Genomic DNA, 17,309 nt, shown 5'->3' with positions numbered 1-17,309 from the left:
CGGAGAGGCGGCACGGTGGTCCAACAACAAACGGAATACGACGTCTTGGTGGTCGGCGGCAGCGGGGTGGACACGATCGTCCGCGTCGACGCCCTGCCGGTCCCGCTCGCCGATTCGGTGATGGTCGGCCCGATCGAGGAGTGGCCCGGCCACACCGGCGGCAATGTGGCGCTCGGTGCCCGCGCGCTGGGGCTGGGGACGGCTCTGCTCGACTGCATCGGCGACGACTGGACCGGGGCGCAGGTGCGGGAGCGGCTGGCCGGGGGCGGGGTGGAGTTCCATCCGCTGATCTCGGCGGCCGGGACCCGGCGTGCGGTGAATCTGGTGGACGCGACGGGGCGGCGGATGTCGTTCTACGACGCCCGTGACCCGGAGGATCTGCGGATGCCCCGGGAGTTCTATCTCCCCCGGCTGCGGCGGGCCCGTCACGTCCATCTGTCGATCATGCACTTCACGCGGTTCCTGTACGACGACATCGAGGCGCTGGGCATCCCGGTCTCCACGGATCTGCACGACTGGGACGGACGGGCCGAGCACCAGCGGGAGTTCGCGCTCCGCTCGGACCTGGTGTTCTTCAGCGCGGCGGCGACGGGCACGCGCACGCCCTCGGTGATGCGGGAGATCCTGGCCGGGGGCCGGGCCTCCACGGTCGTGGCCACGGCGGGCGCGGAGGGCTCGTACGTCCTCACCCGGGAGGGCGGACCCGATCCGGTGCACGTGCCGGCGACGGCGCCGCCGGCGCCGGTGGTGGACAGCAACGGGGCGGGGGACGCGTTCGTCACCGGCTTCCTGTACGGGCGGCTGAACGGCCGGGACGCGCTGGGGTCGGCGCGGCTGGGCGCGGTGGCGGGGGCCTTCGCGTGCACGGCGCCCGGGTCCACCGCGATGATCGGCCGGGAGGCGCTGCTGGCGGCGGAGCCCGGGGCGTAACCGCTCCGGTCGCGCGCGAGCGCCCCGGCGGGCCGGAGAAGTTCCGGTCCGCCGGGGCGCTCGGCCGTGGGGGGCGGTTACTTGAGGTAGGGACCCGCCGTCCCGATCTTTCCGGGACCGTTCAGCACGTAGACGCGCAGGTTGCCCTTGCCGGGGGCGGCGACGGTCAGCTTTCCGTCGGTGACGACCTGTGTGTCACCGGTGACGGCGTCCTTGTAGGTGCCGTTGGGGATGCCGGTGTACGAGGCACCTCCGGTGACGGTGACCAGGGCGAAGCTGTCGGTCGTCCCGCTGGTGTAGCGGCGCTTGAACGCCATCTGGCCGGTGATGCCCTCGGTGGAGTACTGGCCCATCTGGAGGGCGGGGACGGCCCGGCGGATCTCGTTGAGCCGCTGGACGTGCTTGACCAGGGGCTTGGCCAGGGTCGTGGCGACCTCTCCGGTGGCGGAGCCGACCTCGGAGAAGTCGGAGGCCGTGACGTCGCCCGCCAGGTGGTCGCCGTAGTAGGCGCGGCCGGTGGTGGCCAGCGGGCAGGTGGGGCCGCAGTCGATCTTCTTGCCGGCCTGGAACTCGATCTCCGATCCGTAGTAGAGGGTCGGGATGCCGCGGAAGGTCCACATCAGGGACATGTTCTCGGCCCAGGCGTCGGTGCCGCCCGCGTAGCGTTCGCTGCTCTTGTTGGGGCCGTAGTCGTGGCTGTCGACGTAGACGACGTTGTAGGTGGCGTCGTTGGTGGAGTCGTCGGAGTCCTTGCCGTTGTTGTAGGCGTTCGTGGCGTCACCGAAGTTCATGTGCATGCGCATGTCGATGATGTTCATGCCGGAGAACTGGCTGTGGTCGGGGGTGTGGTAGGTGTTCCCGTCGAGGAAGGCGTTGGTGGACGTGGGCTGGGCGCCGGTCCCGAGCTGCTCCTCGTAGTCGTACATCTGGAGGGCGGCCTTGGCGTCGTCGGCGTCGTACTCCTTGCGTTCCTTCCAGGTGAAGAACTGCGCGGAGTGGTTGACCGAGCCGCGGTTCCACTTGTCGTTGACGAAGGCGCCGACCTCACCGAAGACGAGGAAGTTCCTGGCCGCGTCGGCGCCGAACTGCTGGGTCACGCGCTCCTGGATCGCGGGCAGGAAGCGGCGGTTCCAGGTGGTGCGCGGGATGTGCACGGCCGTGTCGACGCGGAAGCCGTCGACGCCCATGTCGATGTACTTGTTGTAGGCGCCGATCAGGTAGTTCTGGACGGGTGCGGACTCGGTGTTGAAGTCGGCCAGGTCCTCGTGGAGCCAGCAGGAACGGGAGTCCTCGCCCTCCCAGTTGCCCAGCCAGCACGTGTGGTAGTACGCCTTGGGGAACATGCCCGAGGTGGGGTTGGGCCACTGGCAGTTGTAGATGGTGTAGCCCTCGGCGGACTTGCCGCCGGTCGGCTTGCCCCAGTTGAGGCAGGTGTTCCCGGCGGGTTCGGCCGTGGACCACAGGTCGCCGTTGTAGTAGGACTTTCCGGTCTTGGGGTCGACGGTCAGTCCGTCGTACTCGAAGCCCTCGTTCTTCTCGTCGTAGTACCAGCTCCACTGCGCGTCGCGGACGCCGTAGACGGTCGGGGTGTAGAGGCCCTTGGCGCCCCAGCGCGAGGAGTGGTTGTAGACGACGTCCTGGTAGATCTTGATGCCCTTGGCGTGGGCGGCGTTGATGAGGTCCTGGTACGAGGCTCCGGCGGACTCCAGGCGGGGATCGACCTTGTAGAAGTCGTATCCGTGGTAGCCGTGGTAGTCGTAGTCGGAGCGGTTGAGGACGACCGGGGTGATCCAGATGGCCGAGAAGCCGAGCGCCTTGACGTAGTCGAGCTTCTTGACGAGCCCCTTGAAGTCACCGCGGAACATGGGGTCGTTGTTGGCCGCGTTGCCGGACTTGACGTCCTGGCTGCCGCCGCGGTTGTTGCCGGAGTCGCCGTCGTTGAAGCGGGCGGTCAGGACGAAGTAGATCGGGTCCTTGCGCGGGTCGCCCCCGAGCGGCTTGCCCTGGGCCGCGGCCGGGGGCTTCTCCCCCGTGGTCGCCGAGGCGGGGGCGGAGGCGGCGGAGGTGTTGCCGGCCGCGTCGACCGCCTTGACGGTGTACGTGTAGGCGGTGTTCTCCTCCAGGTTCGACTCGGAGAGCACGGTGGAGGTGACGTCGGTGACGACGCTGCCCTTCGTCCCGCCGGTCCGGGTGACCTGGTATCCGGTCACCTTCTTGTTGTCCGTGGAGGGTTCCCAGGTCAGCACGACCGCGACGCCGTCGGCCTTGGCGCTCGCTCCGGTGGGCGCGGTGGGCGCCTCGGTGTCCGGGGGTTCGGCGACGCAGGGGTCGGCGGCGTCCTTGACGACCGTGCGGTCCTTCACGGTGCTCAGACCGGCGGGGATGGTGTAGTCGCCGCCGTTGTTGTTGTCCCAGACGCCGTTGCCGTTGTTGAAGGCGGCCTTCATGGAGGTCGCGGTGCCGAGGTCGACGGTCTTCCTGACCCAGCCGGTGCAGGCCGCTTCCATGCCGACGCCCGGCACAGCGGTCCAGGAGCCGCCGGCCGGCTGGTAATGGAGGTTCGTGGTGGTCCAGCCGGTGGTGGCCGTCGAGTAGTACACCGAGGCGGTGTTGCCGCCTTCGGAGGGGCTGGGGCTCGGGTCGGGCCCGGTGCCGTCCGCGCACGGGTCGCTGTGGGCCACGACGCCGTCCTTGACGGTGAGGGTGCCGGTGCCCAGCGCGTAGTTCTTGCCGTTGTTGTTGTCCCAGACGCCCGAGCCGCTGTTGAAGGTCGCCTGGAGCCCCTCGGCGGCGCCCAGCGGCACGGTCAGCTTCACCCAGTCGGTACAGGCGGCCCGCATCGCGACGCCGGGGACCGTGGTCCAGGAGCCGCCGTCGGGGGCGTAGTGCAGGTTGTACGCGGACCAGTTCCGCGTCTTCGTGTAGTAGAAGACGGTCGCGGAGTTCTCGGCGGAGGCGACGGGCTGCGCGTCGAGTTCGGCCGGTTCGGGCAGGGCGGTGAACAGGGCGAGTACCGCCGCCGCGGCCGTGGCTGCCGCCAGGGGGCGTCTCGGCAGCCTGTGAGGGGTGCGTCTCATCGGTGTCTCCAGGGCAGGGCCACGGCGACGGCGAAGCCGTGGCGTCCGGGGCGCGGGAATCGGGAAACCGCGCCTCCCGCCGGAAACCCTGACGCGCCTCAAGGTCCGTGCGAAGGGGGCCATTCCGACTGGAAGACCAACCGGAATGTTGCTGCAATCTCTTGCAGCAGGGAAGTTACCGGCACATGACAAGGCCGTAAAGAGGCGCGGAGCCCTCCGCCGCGCTCTCCTCAAGCGGAGTCAGCTACTCCGATTCGCTGCCCGGCCGACAAGCCGGACGCGCGGTCAGCGGGATCCGGCCGCCGGGTCCCCGCCCCGCGCGGGGAACCTCACAGCCGCACCGTCAACTGCGCCTGCACATGGGCGCGCAGCACCCCCGCCATGTCGGTCGCGCCGTCGCTGAGGAGCCACTGGGTCTGGAGGCCGTCCATGAGGGCGATCAGCTGCTGTCCGGCCTCGCCGGGGTCGATGTCCTCCCGCAGGGCGCCCTCGTCGCGGGCCTGCGTGTAGGACGTGCCGGTGGTCAGGACGGAGTTGCGGTAGCGCTCGACGAAGTAGGTGTGGGCGGGGTGGTCGGCGGACGTGGCCTCGGCGGCGAGGACGGAGTACAGCTCGACGATGCCGCGGCGTTCGGAGTTGAGGGCGGCGAGGCCGATCATCCGGCGCAGCCGGTCCACGCCCCTGGGCCGGCCCTCGGCGAGCCACTGTTCGTCGACCTCGTCGCGGTGTTCGAGCACGGCGAGGAGCAGGGAGCCCTTCGTGGGGAAGTGGTGCAGCAGCCCGGGGTGGGAGATCCCGCAGCGGTTCGCGATGACCCGCAGCGAGGTGCCCCGGTACCCGGACTCGCCGAACAAGGTCATGGCCTGGTCAAGAATCTCCACCCGCTTGGCGCGGCCCTTCGCATAGCCGCGACGCGCCTCACCCGTCACTCGCCAGCCTCCCCGGTCGTGTCGGACGGCAACCTGCGTACAGTCGCATCCTCACATACTTACCACTCGGTCGGGATTCAGCGTACGGTAGGGCCCGCGGCCGACGCCGCACCGTGCCGTCCCGCCGATCTGTGAAAGGAACTCCTGTGGGCTCCTCCCTGCCGTATCTCGACCCCGCGCTGTCCGTGCCGGAGCGCGTCGCCGACCTCGTCGGCCGGATGACTCTGCCCGAGAAGGTCGGTCAGATGCTCCAGCTGAACGCGAAGGACGGGGTGCGGCACCTCATCGAGGACATGCACGCGGGATCGATCCTCCACGCCTCCCCCGAGCGGGTCCTGGAGGCGGCCGCCCTCACCGAGCGCACCCGGCTGCGGATCCCGCTGCTGGTCGCCGAGGACTGCATCCACGGCCACTCCTTCTGGGAGGGGGCCACCATCTACCCGACGCAGCTGGGCATGGCCGCGAGCTGGGACCCGGAGCTCGTGGAGCGCATCGCGCGGGCGACGGCCGTCGAGGTCGCGGCCACCGGTGTCCACTGGACGTTCTCGCCGGTGCTGTGCATCACCCGCGACCTGCGCTGGGGCCGGGTCAGCGAGACCTTCGGCGAGGACCCGTTCCTGATCGGCGAGCTGGCCTCGGCGATGGTGCGCGGCTACCAGGGCGACGGTCTCGACGACCCGACCGCGATCCTGGCCTGCGCCAAGCACTTCGCCGGGTACTCGGAGACCCAGGGCGGCCGGGACGCCAGCGAGGCGGACATCTCGCGGCGCAAGCTGCGCTCCTGGTTCCTGCCGCCCTTCGAGCGGGTCGCCCGCGAGGGCTGCCGCACGTTCATGCTCGGCTACCAGTCGATGGACGGCGTCCCGGTCACGGTCAACGACTGGCTGCTCAACGAGGTGCTGCGCGGTGAGTGGGGCTACACCGGCACGCTGGTGACGGACTGGGACAACGTCGGCCGCATGGTGTGGGAGCAGCATGTGTACGCCGACCACGCGCAGGCCGCCGCCGCCGCGGTCCGGGCGGGCAACGACATGGTGATGACGACGCCCGGCTTCTTCGAGGGCGCGCAGGAGGCCGTCGCCGGGGGCACGCTCGACGAGGCGGACGTCGACGCCGCGGTCCGGCGCATCCTCACGCTCAAGTTCGAACTGGGCCTGTTCGAGAATCCGCGCCGTCCCGACCGGGAGCGGCAGGCGGCGGTCATCGGCAGCGGCGAGCACGCCGCGCTGAACCTGGAGGCGGCGCGCCGCTCCCTGGTCCTGCTGACGAACGACGGCACGCTGCCGCTGGCCGGCGGGCTCACGGCCGGTCCGGACGGGCGGGCCCTCGCGGACGGCGGGAGCGCTCCCCGTACGGTCGCCGTCATCGGGCCGAACGCCGACGACGCGCAGACGCAGCTCGGCGACTGGGCGGGCTCGTCCGGCCAGGCGGACTGGCTGCCCGAGGGCCAGCCGCGCGGGATGATCCGCACGGTGCTGGACGGTTTCCGCGAGCACGTGCCGGACGGCTGGACCGTGACGCACGCCCGGGGCGCCGACATCCTGACCGTCGGCCCGGACCCGGAGGGCGCGTTCTTCCCCGACGGGCAGCCCCGTCCGGAGATCGTCGTCCCGGCGGAGCCCGACGCGGCGATGATCGCCGAGGCCGTGGCGGCGGCCGGGGCGGCGGACTACGCCGTCGCGGTGGTGGGCGACCGCATCGAGCTGATCGGCGAGGGCCGCTCGACGGCGACCCTGGAGCTGATCGGCGGTCAGGTCGCGCTGCTGGACGCGCTGGTGGAGACCGGGACCCCGCTCGTGGTCGTGGTCATCAGCTCCAAGCCGCTGGTGCTGCCGCCGTCCGCGCACCGCGCCGCGGCGATCGTGCACGCCTTCAACCCCGGCATGCTCGGCGGTCGCGCGATCGCCGAACTCGCGCTCGGACTCGTGGAGCCGACCGGACGGCTGCCGATCTCCTTCGCCCGGCACGCCGGCCAGCAGCCGACGTACTACAACCAGGTGCGCGGCCAGCACGGCACCCGGTACGCCGATCTGACGCAGAGCCCGGCGTTCGTCTTCGGCGAGGGCCTGAGCTACACCACGGTGGCGTACACGGATCTGGAGGTGCTGACCGGGGTGGTGGGCGCGGGCGACACCCTGCGGGCCCGCGTCACGGTCGCCAACACGGGCGGGCGCCCGGCGCTGGAGACGGTGCAGATGTACGTGAGCGACACCGTCACCTCCGTGACCTGGGCCGAGAAGGAGCTCAAGGCCTACCGCCAGGTGGCGCTGGAGCCGGGCGAGTCGCGGGTCGTCGACCTCGAACTGCCGGTCTCCGCGTGCAGCCTGGTGGACGCCGGGGGGCGGCGGATCGTGGAGCCCGGCGCGTTCGAACTGCTCGTCGGACCCTCGTCGCGCGAGGCGGCGCTGCTGCGGGCCGGGTTCACCGTCAAGGGCTGAGCCCCCGGCCGGCCGGGCCCTGGTCCGAACCGGGGCCCGGCCGGTACCGGGCGGCATGTCGCGGGGGCGCTCCGCGCCCCGCCGCCTACTGTCTCCGGCACGGAACCTGCGAGCGGGTGACGTTGCGGCAGCGGCGCTGTGCGCGCCCGCGCCCCGGGCGTCCCGGTCACCCCCGATGACGACGCCACCCCTCATGACGTACGGGGAGTGGCATGCCGGACCTGGAGCAGCGCCGAGCGCCGGGGGTGGGCCGCCTCGTCTGCGGGCGCCGCGCCAAGTGGGTCGTGCTCGCCCTGTGGCTGATCGTCCTGGTGGTCTCCGGGCCCCTGGCGCAGAAGCTCACCGGCGCGGAGGACAACGACGCCGGATCGTGGCTGCCGGCCAGCGCGGAGTCCACCCGGGTGCTGGACGAGTCCGAGGAGTTCCGGCCCGAGATCATCACGGCCGTCGTGGTGTACGCGCGCGACGGCGGACTGACCCCCGCCGACCGCGCCCGGATCACCGAGGACACCGCCGCCCTGCACACGCTGCGCGACCACGGGGTGCTCGGGGCGCAGACCAGGGGCCCGGTGTACGACCGGGCGTCGGCGCCGTCGGCGGCGCAGGTCTTCGTCCCGATCACGATGGGGACGCAGGGCTGGGAGCGGATCGGTTCGGCGGTCGGCTCGATCCGCGACACCGTGGGGACGAGCGGCGGCGGTCTGTCCGTGCACGTCACGGGTCCGGCCGGGGTCACGGCGGACTCCGCCGACGCCTTCTCCGGGATCGACTCGACGCTGCTGCTCGCCGCGCTGGCGGTGGTCGTCGTCATGCTGCTGATCACCTACCGCAGCCCCACCCTCCTCCTGCTGCCGGTGCTCGCGGTGGTGGTCGCGCTCTTCAGCGCGCAGGCCCTGATCTATCTGCTGGCCGCGCACGCGGGTCTGACGGTGAACGGGCAGAGCGCGGGCATCCTCACGGTGCTGGTGTTCGGGGCGGGCACGGACTACGCGCTGCTGCTCGTGGCCCGCTACCGGGAGGAGCTGCGCCGGCACGAGGACCGGCACGAGGCGATGACCCGCGCGCTGCACCGGGCCGGGCCCGCGATCCTGGCGAGCGGGTCCACGGTGGTGCTGAGCATGCTGGTGCTGCTGGTCGCGGAGATGAACTCGACCCGGGGGCTGGGGCCGGTGGCCGCGATCGGGGTGGCGGTCGCGCTGATCGCCATGCTGACGCTGCTGCCCGCCCTGCTGGTGATCTTCGGCCGGTGGGTGTTCTGGCCGGTCGTCCCGCACTTCGGCTCGGCCGAGCCGACCGAGCACGGCATCTGGGCCCGCACGGGCGAGCGGCTGGCGCACCGGCCGCGTACCGTCTGGATCGTCACGGCGGTGGTGCTGGCCGCGTGCTCGGCGGGTCTGGCGCAGCTGAACGCCTCGGGGCTGAGCAACGCCGAATCGTTCACCGGCACACCGGACTCGATCACCGGTCAGAAGGTCCTGGACCGCTACTTCCCGGGCGGCAGCGGTGACCCGCTGGTCGTCGTCGCCGCCGCGGAGCGCGGGGCGGCGGTGAAGGCGGCGGTGGCCGCGACGCCCGGAGTGGTGCCCGCCTCGGTGGGCACGCCGCCCGGGGCCCGGCCCGAGGCCGGCGGCCGGGTCATCCTGGAGGCGACGATGACGGACCCGGCCGACAGCGACGCGGCGAAGCGGACGGTGGAGCGGGTCCGCGACGTGGTGCACGCGGTGCCGGGGGCGGACGCCCTGGTGGGCGGGACGACCGCGGCCTCGGTGGACATGGACGCGGCGACGCGGCACGACAACCGGCTGATCATCCCGCTGGTGCTGCTGGTCGTCCTGATCGTCCTCGCCGTGCTGCTGCGGGCCGTGGTGGCGCCGCTGGTGCTGGTGGCGACGGTGGTGCTGTCGTTCGCGGCGGCCCTCGGGATCAGCGCCCTGGCCTTCCGTCATGTCTTCGACTACCCGGCCGAGTCCACGGACTTCCCGCTCTTCGTCTTCGTGTTCCTGGTGGCGCTGGGCATCGACTACAACATCTTCCTCACGACACGGATCCGGGAGGAGGCGGTCCACCGGGGCACCCGGGCCGGGGTGGTGGCGGGACTCGCGACGACGGGCGCGGTCATCACCTCGGCGGGGCTCGTCCTCGCCGGCACCTTCGCCGCGCTCGGCACGCTGCCGGTCGTGGTCTTCTCGGAGATCGGGTTCGCGGTGGCGCTCGGCGTGCTGATCGACACCTTCGTCGTCCGGTCGGTGCTGGTCACCTCGCTCTTCCTCGACATCGGGGCGAAGGTGTGGTGGCCGAGCCGCCTGGCGCGCGAGCGGGCGGGGTCCGGCGGACGTTAGGCCCCTGGCCCGTCCCGCTCTCCCCCGCCGGAGCCCGGCTTCCCCGTGCCGGGGTCGTCCCCGGCGGTGCCGGAGGGTCCGGTCGTTCCGGACGCCGGGATCTCGACGGACGTGTCCGCGCCGGGCACCGTCGCCCCGCCGCGCAGCCGGGCCAGGTCCGAGGGGCGCACCTGGATGACGAGCAGGGCGATGAGCGCGGCGGCCAGGGCGAAGAGCGCGGCGGCGACGAAGGCGCGGGAGACCCCGGCGGCGAGGACCTGCTCGCCCCACGGGGGCGGCAGCTGCCCGGTGCGGCGGAACTGCGCGATCTCGGCGGGGTTCGCCTGGGCGAGGAACTTCGGGACCTGGTCATGGGCCTCGTTGCGGCTGGCCGTGCCGAAGACGGTGACCAGGATGGAGAGGCCGAGCGAGCCGCCGACCTGCTGGGTGGTGTTGAGGATGCCGGAGGCCGCACCCGCCTCCTTGGGCTGCACCCCGGAGACGGCCATCAGCGTCAGCGACACGAACTGGAGGCCCATGCCGAGGCCGAAGACCAGCACCGGTCCGAGCAGGCTGCCCAGATACGTACTGTGCACATCCGTCTGCGTCAGCCACGCCAGCCCCGCCGCGGCGAGGACCGCCCCGGTCACCATGAAGGGTTTCGGGCCCAGTTTCGGCAGCAGCCGGGAGGTGAAGCCGGCGCCGATCGCGACGACGACGCTGACGGGCAGGAAGGCGAGCCCGGTGCGCAGCGGGCTGAAGCCGAGGATGTTCTGCACGAACAGGGTGAGGAAGAAGAACATCCCGAACATCGCGGCGGCCAGGCTGAGCATCATGCCGTACGTACCGGCGCGGTTGCGGTCGCGGAACATCCACAGCGGGGTGATCGGCTGCCGGGACCGGTTCTCGATCACGACGAACGAGACGAGCAGGACCACGGCCGCCGCGAAGGCGACGAGGGTGAGGGTGTCGCTCCAGCCCTCCTCGGAGGCGCGGATGAAGCCGTAGACCAGCGCGACCATGCCGACGGTGGCCGTGAGGGCGCCGAGCAGGTCGAAGTGTCCGGGGTGGCGTTCCGACTCCCGGATGTAGCGGCGTGTGGCGAGGACGATGAGGATGCCGATGGGCACGTTGACGAAGAAGATCCACCGCCAGTCGAGCCATTCCACCAGCACCCCGCCCGCCAGCAGCCCGATGGCGCTGCCGCCCGCCGACACGGCGGCGAACACCCCGAACGCCCTGTTGCGTTCGGGGCCTTCGCGGAAGGTCGTGGTGATCAGCGACAGGGCCGTGGGCGAGGCGATGGCGCCGCCGACGCCCTGGAGGGAGCGGGCGGCGAGCAGTTGCCAGGACTCCTGGGAGAGTCCGCCGAGCAGCGAGGCGAGCACGAAGAGCGAGACGCCGAACATGAAGACCCGGCGCCGCCCCAGGATGTCGCCCAGCCGGCCGCCCAGCAGGAGCAGTCCGCCGAAGGTCAGCGTGTACGCGTTGACCACCCAGGACAGGTTCTCCGTGGAGAAGCCCAGGGCGGTCTGGATGTGGGGAAGGGCGATGTTCACGATGGTGATGTCGAGGACCACCATCAACTGGCACGAGCAGATGACGAGTAGCGCGATCCCGCTGCCGTGCCCCGTCTTCGGGGGTCGGGCAGCGTGCGGGGATGTGGCGTGGGAACCCGTCATAGGACTGTGTGGCGCTCGGGCCGTCGGTGAACGCGACCGTTCACTCCCCCGACGTTAGCCCCGCCCGGGGCCACCCGCCATTCGGGCGACGCCGGGCCGGACCAGGGCGTGTCGTCAGGCCGGCACCCCCGTCCTGCGGTCCGCCGCGCGCTCGCGGTGCGGCACCGGTACGGGGTCCGGGGCCGCCGCCAGCAGGGTCCGGGTGTACGGGTCCCGGGGGTGGTCGCAGATCTCGTCGGCGGGGCCCGTCTCCACGATCCGGCCCCGGTGCATGACCGCGATGCGGTGGCTGACCTGGCGGACGACGGCCAGGTCGTGGGCGATGAAGACCAGGGCGAGGCCCAGATCGCGCTGGAGGTCGGTGAGCAGACCGACGATCTGGGCCTGGACGGAGACGTCGAGGGCGGAGACGGGTTCGTCGCAGACGAGGACCGAGGGTCCGGGGGCCAGGGCGCGGGCGATGCCGACGCGCTGGCGCTGTCCGCCGGAGAAGGCGCGCGGGTGGCGGCCGGCGGCCTCGGGGTCGAGACCGGCCAGGCACAGCAGGTCCGCGACGCGGGCGGCCCGTGCCGCGCGGTCGCCGAGGCCGAAGGCGATCAGGGGCTCCGCCACGATCTCGCCGACGGTCATCCGGGGGTTGAGCGAGGCGTACGGGTCCTGGAACACCATCTGGACCTGGCGGCGCACGGTGTGCAGGGTGCGCCGCGAGGGCCGGGTGATGTCCTGGCCGCGCAGCCGGAGCGTGCCGGCGTCCGCGCGGTGGGCGTGGGCGAGGATCCGGGCCAGGGTGGACTTGCCGGAGCCCGACTCGCCCACGATGCCCAGGGTCTCCCCCGCCGCGAGCGTGAGGGACACGCCGTCGAGCGCGGGGGCGGGGGACCGGCCGATGCCGCGTCCCCGGTACGTCTTGCGCAGTCCCTCCGCCTCCAGGACGACGGCGCCGGGCGCGGGCCGGCGGAGCGGCGCGGGCGGGGCCGGGGCTGGCAGCGGTCCGGCGCGCCGGACGGCGGGCGGGCAGGCGACGCCCACCCCGTCACCGGCCGGGGCGAGCGGCGGCGCCGCCGTACGGCAGCGGTCCTCGACGAGGGCGCAGCGGTCGGCGAAGGCGCAGCCGGGTCCGAGGAGGGCGAGGTCGGGCGGGCTCCCCGGAATGCCGGTGAGCCGGGTCCCGGACGGGGTGGAGAGCCGGGGCACGGCGGCGAGGAGTCCGGCGGTGTACGGGTGGCGGGGGCGGGTGAGGACCTGCGCGGTGGGGCCGTCCTCGACGACCGTGCCGCCGTACATGACGAGGACGCGGGCGCAGGAGCGGGCGACGACGCCCATGTTGTGCGTGATGAGGACGAGTGCGGTGCCGGTCTCCCGGTTGAGGTCGCCGAGCAGGGTGAGGATCCGGTCCTGGACGGTGGCGTCGAGCGCGGTGGTGGGTTCGTCGGCGAGCAGGACGTCGGGCTCCCCGGCGAGGGCCATGGCGATGAGGATGCGCTGGCGTTGTCCGCCGGAGAACCGGTGCGGGTGGTCGGCGGCGCGCCGGCGGGGTTCGGGGATGCCGACCCGGCCCAGCAGGTCGACGGCGTGGGCGCGGCGTGCGGCCCGGTCGTGGTGGCCGTGGGCGCGCAGCACCTCCTCGATGTGGGCCCCGGCGGTCAGGACGGGGTTCAGTGCCGTCATGGGGTCCTGGAAGACCATGCCGATCCGGGCGCCGCGCACGGCGCGCAGCTCCGGTTCGGTGGCGGCGGTGAGGTCCTGGCCGTCCAGGTGCACGGTGCCGGTGGTGATGCGGCCGGTGCCGGGGAGCATCCGGTTGAGGGCGAGGGCGGTGGTGGACTTCCCGGAGCCGGACTCGCCGACGACGGCCAGGGTCTCGCCCCGTTCCAGGGTGAAGGAGACCCCGCGTACGGCGTGCAGCGCGGAGCCGTCCGGGGCGGTGAAGTCGACACCGAGGTCGTGGACCCGGAGCAGGGGGTGCGCGGTCATCGGCGTATCTCCCGGTTGAGCGCCTCGGCGACGAGCGAGAGGCCGAGGACGAGTGCGGTCACGGTGATCAGGGGTCCGGCGGCGAAGTGGGGTGCCTGGGCGAGATAGGGCATGGACTGGCCGAGCACGGATCCCAGGGTGGGTTCCGGCGGGCGCACGCCGACGCCGAGGAAACTCATGGCGCCCTCGATGAAGACGGCGACGGTCAGGGAGACGGCGATCTGGACGACGAGGGGGTCGACGGCGTTGGGCAGGATGTGCCGGACGAGCACCCGGCGGGCCGACGTGCCCCCGACGCGGGCGGCGGTGACGTACTCCCGCTCGCGCTGGGCGAGGATCCCGGTCCGCAGCAGCCGGCCGAAGACCGGGATCTCGGCCAGCGCGACGACCAGGATCACGGGGGTGCGCCCGGGGCCGAGGATCGCGGTGACGGCGAGGGCGAGAATCAGTCCGGGGAAGGCGAGGAGCAGGTCGAAGACCCGTTGGACGGCGGTGTCGACGGCCGGGTGCGCGGCGGCCGCGAGGGCGAAGAGGCAGCCGAGGGCGGCGCCGAGCGGCACGGCGAGCGCGATGATCCCCAGGTCGGCGCGGATGCCGAACAGGACCCGGCTGAGCAGGTCCCGGCCCAGGTCGTCGGTGCCGAGCGGATGCCCGGGGGCGGCGATCCCCGCGAGGCTCCGTCCGCTCTGGTCGGTGGGCCCGTGTCCGGTGAGGAGGGGGGCGAGCAGTCCGGCGAGGACCACCGCGCCGACGAGGACGAGCCCGGTGCGGGCGCGGGTGGTGGACAACGCCCTGCGGTACGGGTGGGGGGCGCGGCCCCGGCCGGTGGCCGGGCGGGGGTCCGGGGACGCGGGGCGTCCGGTGGGGGCGGTCGTGGAGGTCATGGTGTTACTCCCACCTGATCCGGGGGTCGAGCAAGGCATGGACGAGGTCGGTGAGCAGCTGGACGAGGACGAAGACGGCGACCAGGAGCAGCAGCAGGTCCTGGACGACCGGGTAGTCGCGGCGCTGGAGGCCCTGTTCGGCGAGCTGGCCGAGGCCGGGCCAGGCGAAGATCGCCTCGACGAGGACGGCGCCGCCGAGGAGGTGCCCGGTCTGCATGCCGAGCAGGGTGACGACCGGGGGCAGCGCGTTCGGCAGGGTGTGGCGCCACAGCAGCCGGCGCGGCGCGATCCCGGCGGCCCGCGCGGTGCGGATGTGGTCCTCGGCCCGTCCGCGTTCGATGCCGTCCTGGAGGGCGCGGCCGAGGACGGCGGCGCTCGGCAGGGCGAGGCAGAGCGCGGGCAGCAGCAGGTACTGGACGGAGAGGTCCGGTGCCGTGAGGAAGGCGACGCGTCCGCCCGGCGGCAGCACCCCCAGCACCACGGCGAACAGCAGAACCAGCAGGACCCCGCTGACGAAGGGCGGCACGGCGAGCGCGGCGGTGGTGGCGGCCCGGACGGCCCCGGTGATCCACCGGCTGCGGGAGGTGGCCCCGAGCACCCCGAAGGCGGTGCCGAGGGCGACGACGAGGAGCAGGGCGGCCAGGGTGAGTTCGGTGGTGGCGCCGAGCCCGTCGCGGATCAGGTCGGCGGTCTGCCCGCCGATGGCGTACGAGGGGCCGAGGTCGCCGGTGAGCAGCGAGCCGAGCCAGTGGAGGTACTGGGTGAGCAGCGGGGCGTCGAGACCGAGCCGGTCCCGGATCGCGGCGACGGTGGCCGCGTCGGCGTCGGGGCCGGCCAGGGTGGTGGCCGGATCGCCGGGGACGAGCCGCAGCACGGTGAAGACGAGGAAGGAGGCGAGGAGCAGGACGAGGAGGGCCGACGGCACCCGTCGGATCAGATAGGTGCGCATGTCAGGCCAGGTACGCGTCGTCGAGGTCGAGGTAGGAGAACTTGTTCAGCCTCACCCCGTGCAGCCGGTCGGCGGAGACCTGGATCTGTCCGCGGACGACGAGGTCGATGAGGAAGGCCTCGTCGAGCAGGAGCGTGGAGATCCTCTCGTACTGGGCGCGGGCGGCGGCCCGGTCGGCCGGGGGCTCGGTCCAGGCCTCGCGGACCAGTTCGGTGTAGCGGGCGGAGCGGTAACGGGAGGTGTTCCTGGCCTCGTTGAACGGATAGGCGCTCACGGCGAGGGTGGAGGGCTGGACCTGGGCGAAGCCGTGGCCGAGGGTCCACAGGGCCGGCATGTCCTGGGAGATCAGCTTCTTCTGCGCCGTGGCGGGGTCGGTGGGCTGGAGGGTGACGCGGACGCCGACCTGCTTGAGGTCGTACTGGATCGATTCGGCGATGGCCGTCTCGCCGGGCAGGGCGAGGTGGAGCAGGGGGAAGGCGAGACCGCTGTGGCCGGCGGACCGCAGCAGGGCGCGGGCCTTGGCCGGGTCGTGGGTGTAGTGGGTGCGGTGCGCCTCGGTGAAGGCGGGCGAGGACCGGGGCCAGGGGGCGGCGGAGGCGAGGCCGTAGCCGCCGAGGGACTGGGCGAGGAGCCGGTCGCGGTCGACGGCCCGGGCGAGCGCCTGGCGTACGGTGCGGTCGTCCAGCGGGGCGACGGTGGTGTTGACGCCGAGGTAGACGGCTCCGCCGCCGGTCGCGTAGTCGGTGATGGTGAGGCCGGGAGCGTCGCGGACCGTGACGAGGCTCTTGCCGGGCACGTTGAAGGAGAGCTGCGACTGGCCGGAGCGCAGGGAGGAGACGAGGGCGTCGGCCTGGGGGACGACGCGCAGTTCGACACCGTCGAGGTAGGGGCGGCCGGGCCGCCAGTAGTCGGGGTTGCGCACCAGGCTGAGGCCCGATCCCGGGCTCCACTTCTTCAGGGTGAAGGGGCCGGTCCCGATGAGCCGCCGGCCGGCCACGGCGTCCTCGACCGACTCCGGGTCCGTGATGATCATGAATTCGAAGAGGTCGAAGAGGTTGTTCACCGGATGTGCGAGTCGCAGGACCAGCGTGTGCGGGCCGCGCTTCTCGAATCCGGTGACGGCGGCGGCCGTCGCTCTCAACTGGGCGGCGCGTACGGGTTTCTGAAGGTTCTTCACCGCGAAGATCACATCGTCCGCGGTGAAGGCGCGCCCGTTGTGGAAGGTCACGTCGTCGCGCAGCTCCAGGGTGAGGGAGCGGCCGTCCTTCGCGTACGTCCAGGAGCGGGCCAGCTCCGGTTGCGGCACGAGCCGGTCGTCGTACCGGGTGAGGGTGTTGAAGACCAGCCGGTGCTGAAGGGACTGCGCGCTCTGGGAGAAGAGCAGCGCGGGGGTGAAGTCGCTGTTCACCGCGATGTCCAGCACCCCGCCGCGGCGGGGCCGGCCATCGGCGTCCCGGGCACGGGAGGAGGCGTCCGACACCGCCGAGCGGCAGCCCGCGAGCGCCGTTCCGAGAAGCAGGGCGCCGCCCGAGGCGGCGCGCAGGGCCGTGCGCCGGGAGGGGCCGGGCGGGGTCGGGGGATTCAGCTCGGTCATCGAAGCCTGCCTGTGACGGGGAGGGACGGTGGAAGGAGAGGGACGGCGGAGGGGAGGGACGGCCGGAGGGAACGGGCGGGCGCGCGAGGCCGCGCACCACCCGCCCGCCCGCGTTCGTTCCGCTGCGGAAGAAAGGAGGTGCCCCGGTCCCGGGGCAGGGAAAAGGGCGCCGTTCAGGGGCGCTTGACGGCATGTCGCGCGCGTACGGAAGAAGCAGGGAGCGCGGGCGGAAGGAGCACGGGCGGGGTTCGGCGCCGCAACGTTCCGGGACGGAAGGACGCGCGGGTCGTGCCGGCGGTCGTCCGCTCCGGGCAGGTGGGATCCGGGCAGGGGCCCGCCCGGGGATCAGCCCCGGGGGGCGTCAGGACAGCGGGGACCGCCCGGAAGGAGCCGGGCGCGCGGGGCCGGGCCGGTCAGCGGACGGCACAGACCGCGCTGGCCTGTCGACAGAGGTCGACGTGCCTGCGGGAGACGAGGCGCTTGTCCGGGTTCACGGGAGCAATATGACAGCGGCTCCGCCGGACGGTCAACCGG

Annotated in this window: 11 protein-coding genes; 3 read left to right on the top strand and 8 right to left on the bottom strand. The window is 72.7% G+C overall.

Going from position 1 to position 17,309, the window contains the following annotated elements; translation table 11 throughout:
• The first annotated feature begins 45 nt into the window (after positions 1–45).
• The gene (locus tag ACZ4FH_RS10870; RefSeq protein WP_467304028.1) at positions 46–930 is read left to right on the top strand and encodes a carbohydrate kinase family protein; all 885 of its coding nucleotides are present in this window, start codon (positions 46–48) and stop codon (positions 928–930) included.
• 77 nt (positions 931–1,007) lie between these two features.
• Here the strand turns inward: ACZ4FH_RS10870 and ACZ4FH_RS10865 are convergent, their stop codons facing one another.
• Both ACZ4FH_RS10865 and ACZ4FH_RS10860 read right to left on the bottom strand, forming a co-directional pair.
• Positions 1,008–4,007 (bottom strand): carbohydrate binding domain-containing protein, encoded by a 3,000-nt coding sequence (locus ACZ4FH_RS10865; protein WP_467303857.1) that lies wholly within the window; start codon positions 4,005–4,007, stop codon positions 1,008–1,010.
• A 329-nt stretch (positions 4,008–4,336) separates the two neighbouring features.
• The gene (locus ACZ4FH_RS10860) at positions 4,337–4,936 is read right to left on the bottom strand and encodes a TetR/AcrR family transcriptional regulator (RefSeq protein WP_467303856.1); all 600 of its coding nucleotides are present in this window, start codon (positions 4,934–4,936) and stop codon (positions 4,337–4,339) included.
• Between the two features lie 146 nt (positions 4,937–5,082).
• Between ACZ4FH_RS10860 and ACZ4FH_RS10855 the strand changes: the two genes are divergently transcribed.
• Positions 5,083–7,374: an exo-beta-d-1,3/1,6-glucosidase gene (locus ACZ4FH_RS10855; protein WP_467303855.1), complete on the top strand. Its 2,292-nt coding sequence runs from the start codon at positions 5,083–5,085 to the stop codon at positions 7,372–7,374.
• A gap of 212 nt (positions 7,375–7,586) precedes the next feature.
• Entirely contained in the window at positions 7,587–9,713 is a 2,127-nt protein-coding gene (locus ACZ4FH_RS10850; RefSeq protein WP_467303854.1) for an MMPL family transporter, read from the top strand.
• On the opposite strand, the gene ACZ4FH_RS10845 is transcribed toward ACZ4FH_RS10850, so the two are convergent.
• From ACZ4FH_RS10845 to ACZ4FH_RS10820, 6 genes are all read right to left on the bottom strand, one after another.
• Positions 9,710–11,374, bottom strand: a complete 1,665-nt coding sequence (locus ACZ4FH_RS10845; RefSeq protein WP_467303853.1) for an MFS transporter — start codon at positions 11,372–11,374, stop codon at positions 9,710–9,712. The genes ACZ4FH_RS10850 and ACZ4FH_RS10845 overlap by 4 nt on opposite strands.
• 114 nt (positions 11,375–11,488) lie before the next feature.
• Entirely contained in the window at positions 11,489–13,348 is a 1,860-nt protein-coding gene (locus ACZ4FH_RS10840; protein ID WP_467303852.1) for an ABC transporter ATP-binding protein, read from the bottom strand.
• Entirely contained in the window at positions 13,345–14,232 is an 888-nt protein-coding gene (locus ACZ4FH_RS10835; protein ID WP_467303851.1) for an ABC transporter permease, read from the bottom strand. Before ACZ4FH_RS10835 ends, ACZ4FH_RS10840 begins: the two co-directional genes overlap by 4 nt.
• 4 nt (positions 14,233–14,236) lie before the next feature.
• Positions 14,237–15,181, bottom strand: coding sequence for an ABC transporter permease (locus ACZ4FH_RS10830; protein WP_467303850.1), 945 nt, complete (start codon positions 15,179–15,181; stop codon positions 14,237–14,239).
• Position 15,182: 1 nt separating this feature from the next.
• Positions 15,183–16,775: an ABC transporter substrate-binding protein gene (locus ACZ4FH_RS10825; protein ID WP_467303849.1), complete on the bottom strand. Its 1,593-nt coding sequence runs from the start codon at positions 16,773–16,775 to the stop codon at positions 15,183–15,185.
• Between the two features lie 413 nt (positions 16,776–17,188).
• Complete coding sequence (locus ACZ4FH_RS10820) at positions 17,189–17,269, bottom strand: putative leader peptide (RefSeq protein WP_383636766.1); 81 nt, start codon at positions 17,267–17,269, stop codon at positions 17,189–17,191.
• Positions 17,270–17,309: the final 40 nt, after the last annotated feature.

Source organism: Streptomyces sp. NPDC024555 (genome assembly GCF_055559335.1).
This window is presented reverse-complemented; position numbering and strand designations above follow the sequence as displayed.

Bases quoted from the DNA above. Each gene is read 5' to 3' on its own strand.
- ACZ4FH_RS10865 (WP_467303857.1), bottom strand. From the start codon at position 4,007: ATGAGACGCACCCCTCACAGGCTGCCGAGACGCCCCCTGGCGGCAGCC.
- ACZ4FH_RS10850 (WP_467303854.1), top strand. From the start codon at position 7,587: ATGCCGGACCTGGAGCAGCGCCGAGCGCCGGGGGTGGGCCGCCTCGTC.
- ACZ4FH_RS10845 (WP_467303853.1), bottom strand. From the start codon at position 11,374: ATGACGGGTTCCCACGCCACATCCCCGCACGCTGCCCGACCCCCGAAG.
- ACZ4FH_RS10840 (WP_467303852.1), bottom strand. From the start codon at position 13,348: ATGACCGCGCACCCCCTGCTCCGGGTCCACGACCTCGGTGTCGACTTC.
- ACZ4FH_RS10835 (WP_467303851.1), bottom strand. From the start codon at position 14,232: ATGACCTCCACGACCGCCCCCACCGGACGCCCCGCGTCCCCGGACCCC.
- ACZ4FH_RS10830 (WP_467303850.1), bottom strand. From the start codon at position 15,181: ATGCGCACCTATCTGATCCGACGGGTGCCGTCGGCCCTCCTCGTCCTG.
- ACZ4FH_RS10825 (WP_467303849.1), bottom strand. From the start codon at position 16,775: ATGACCGAGCTGAATCCCCCGACCCCGCCCGGCCCCTCCCGGCGCACG.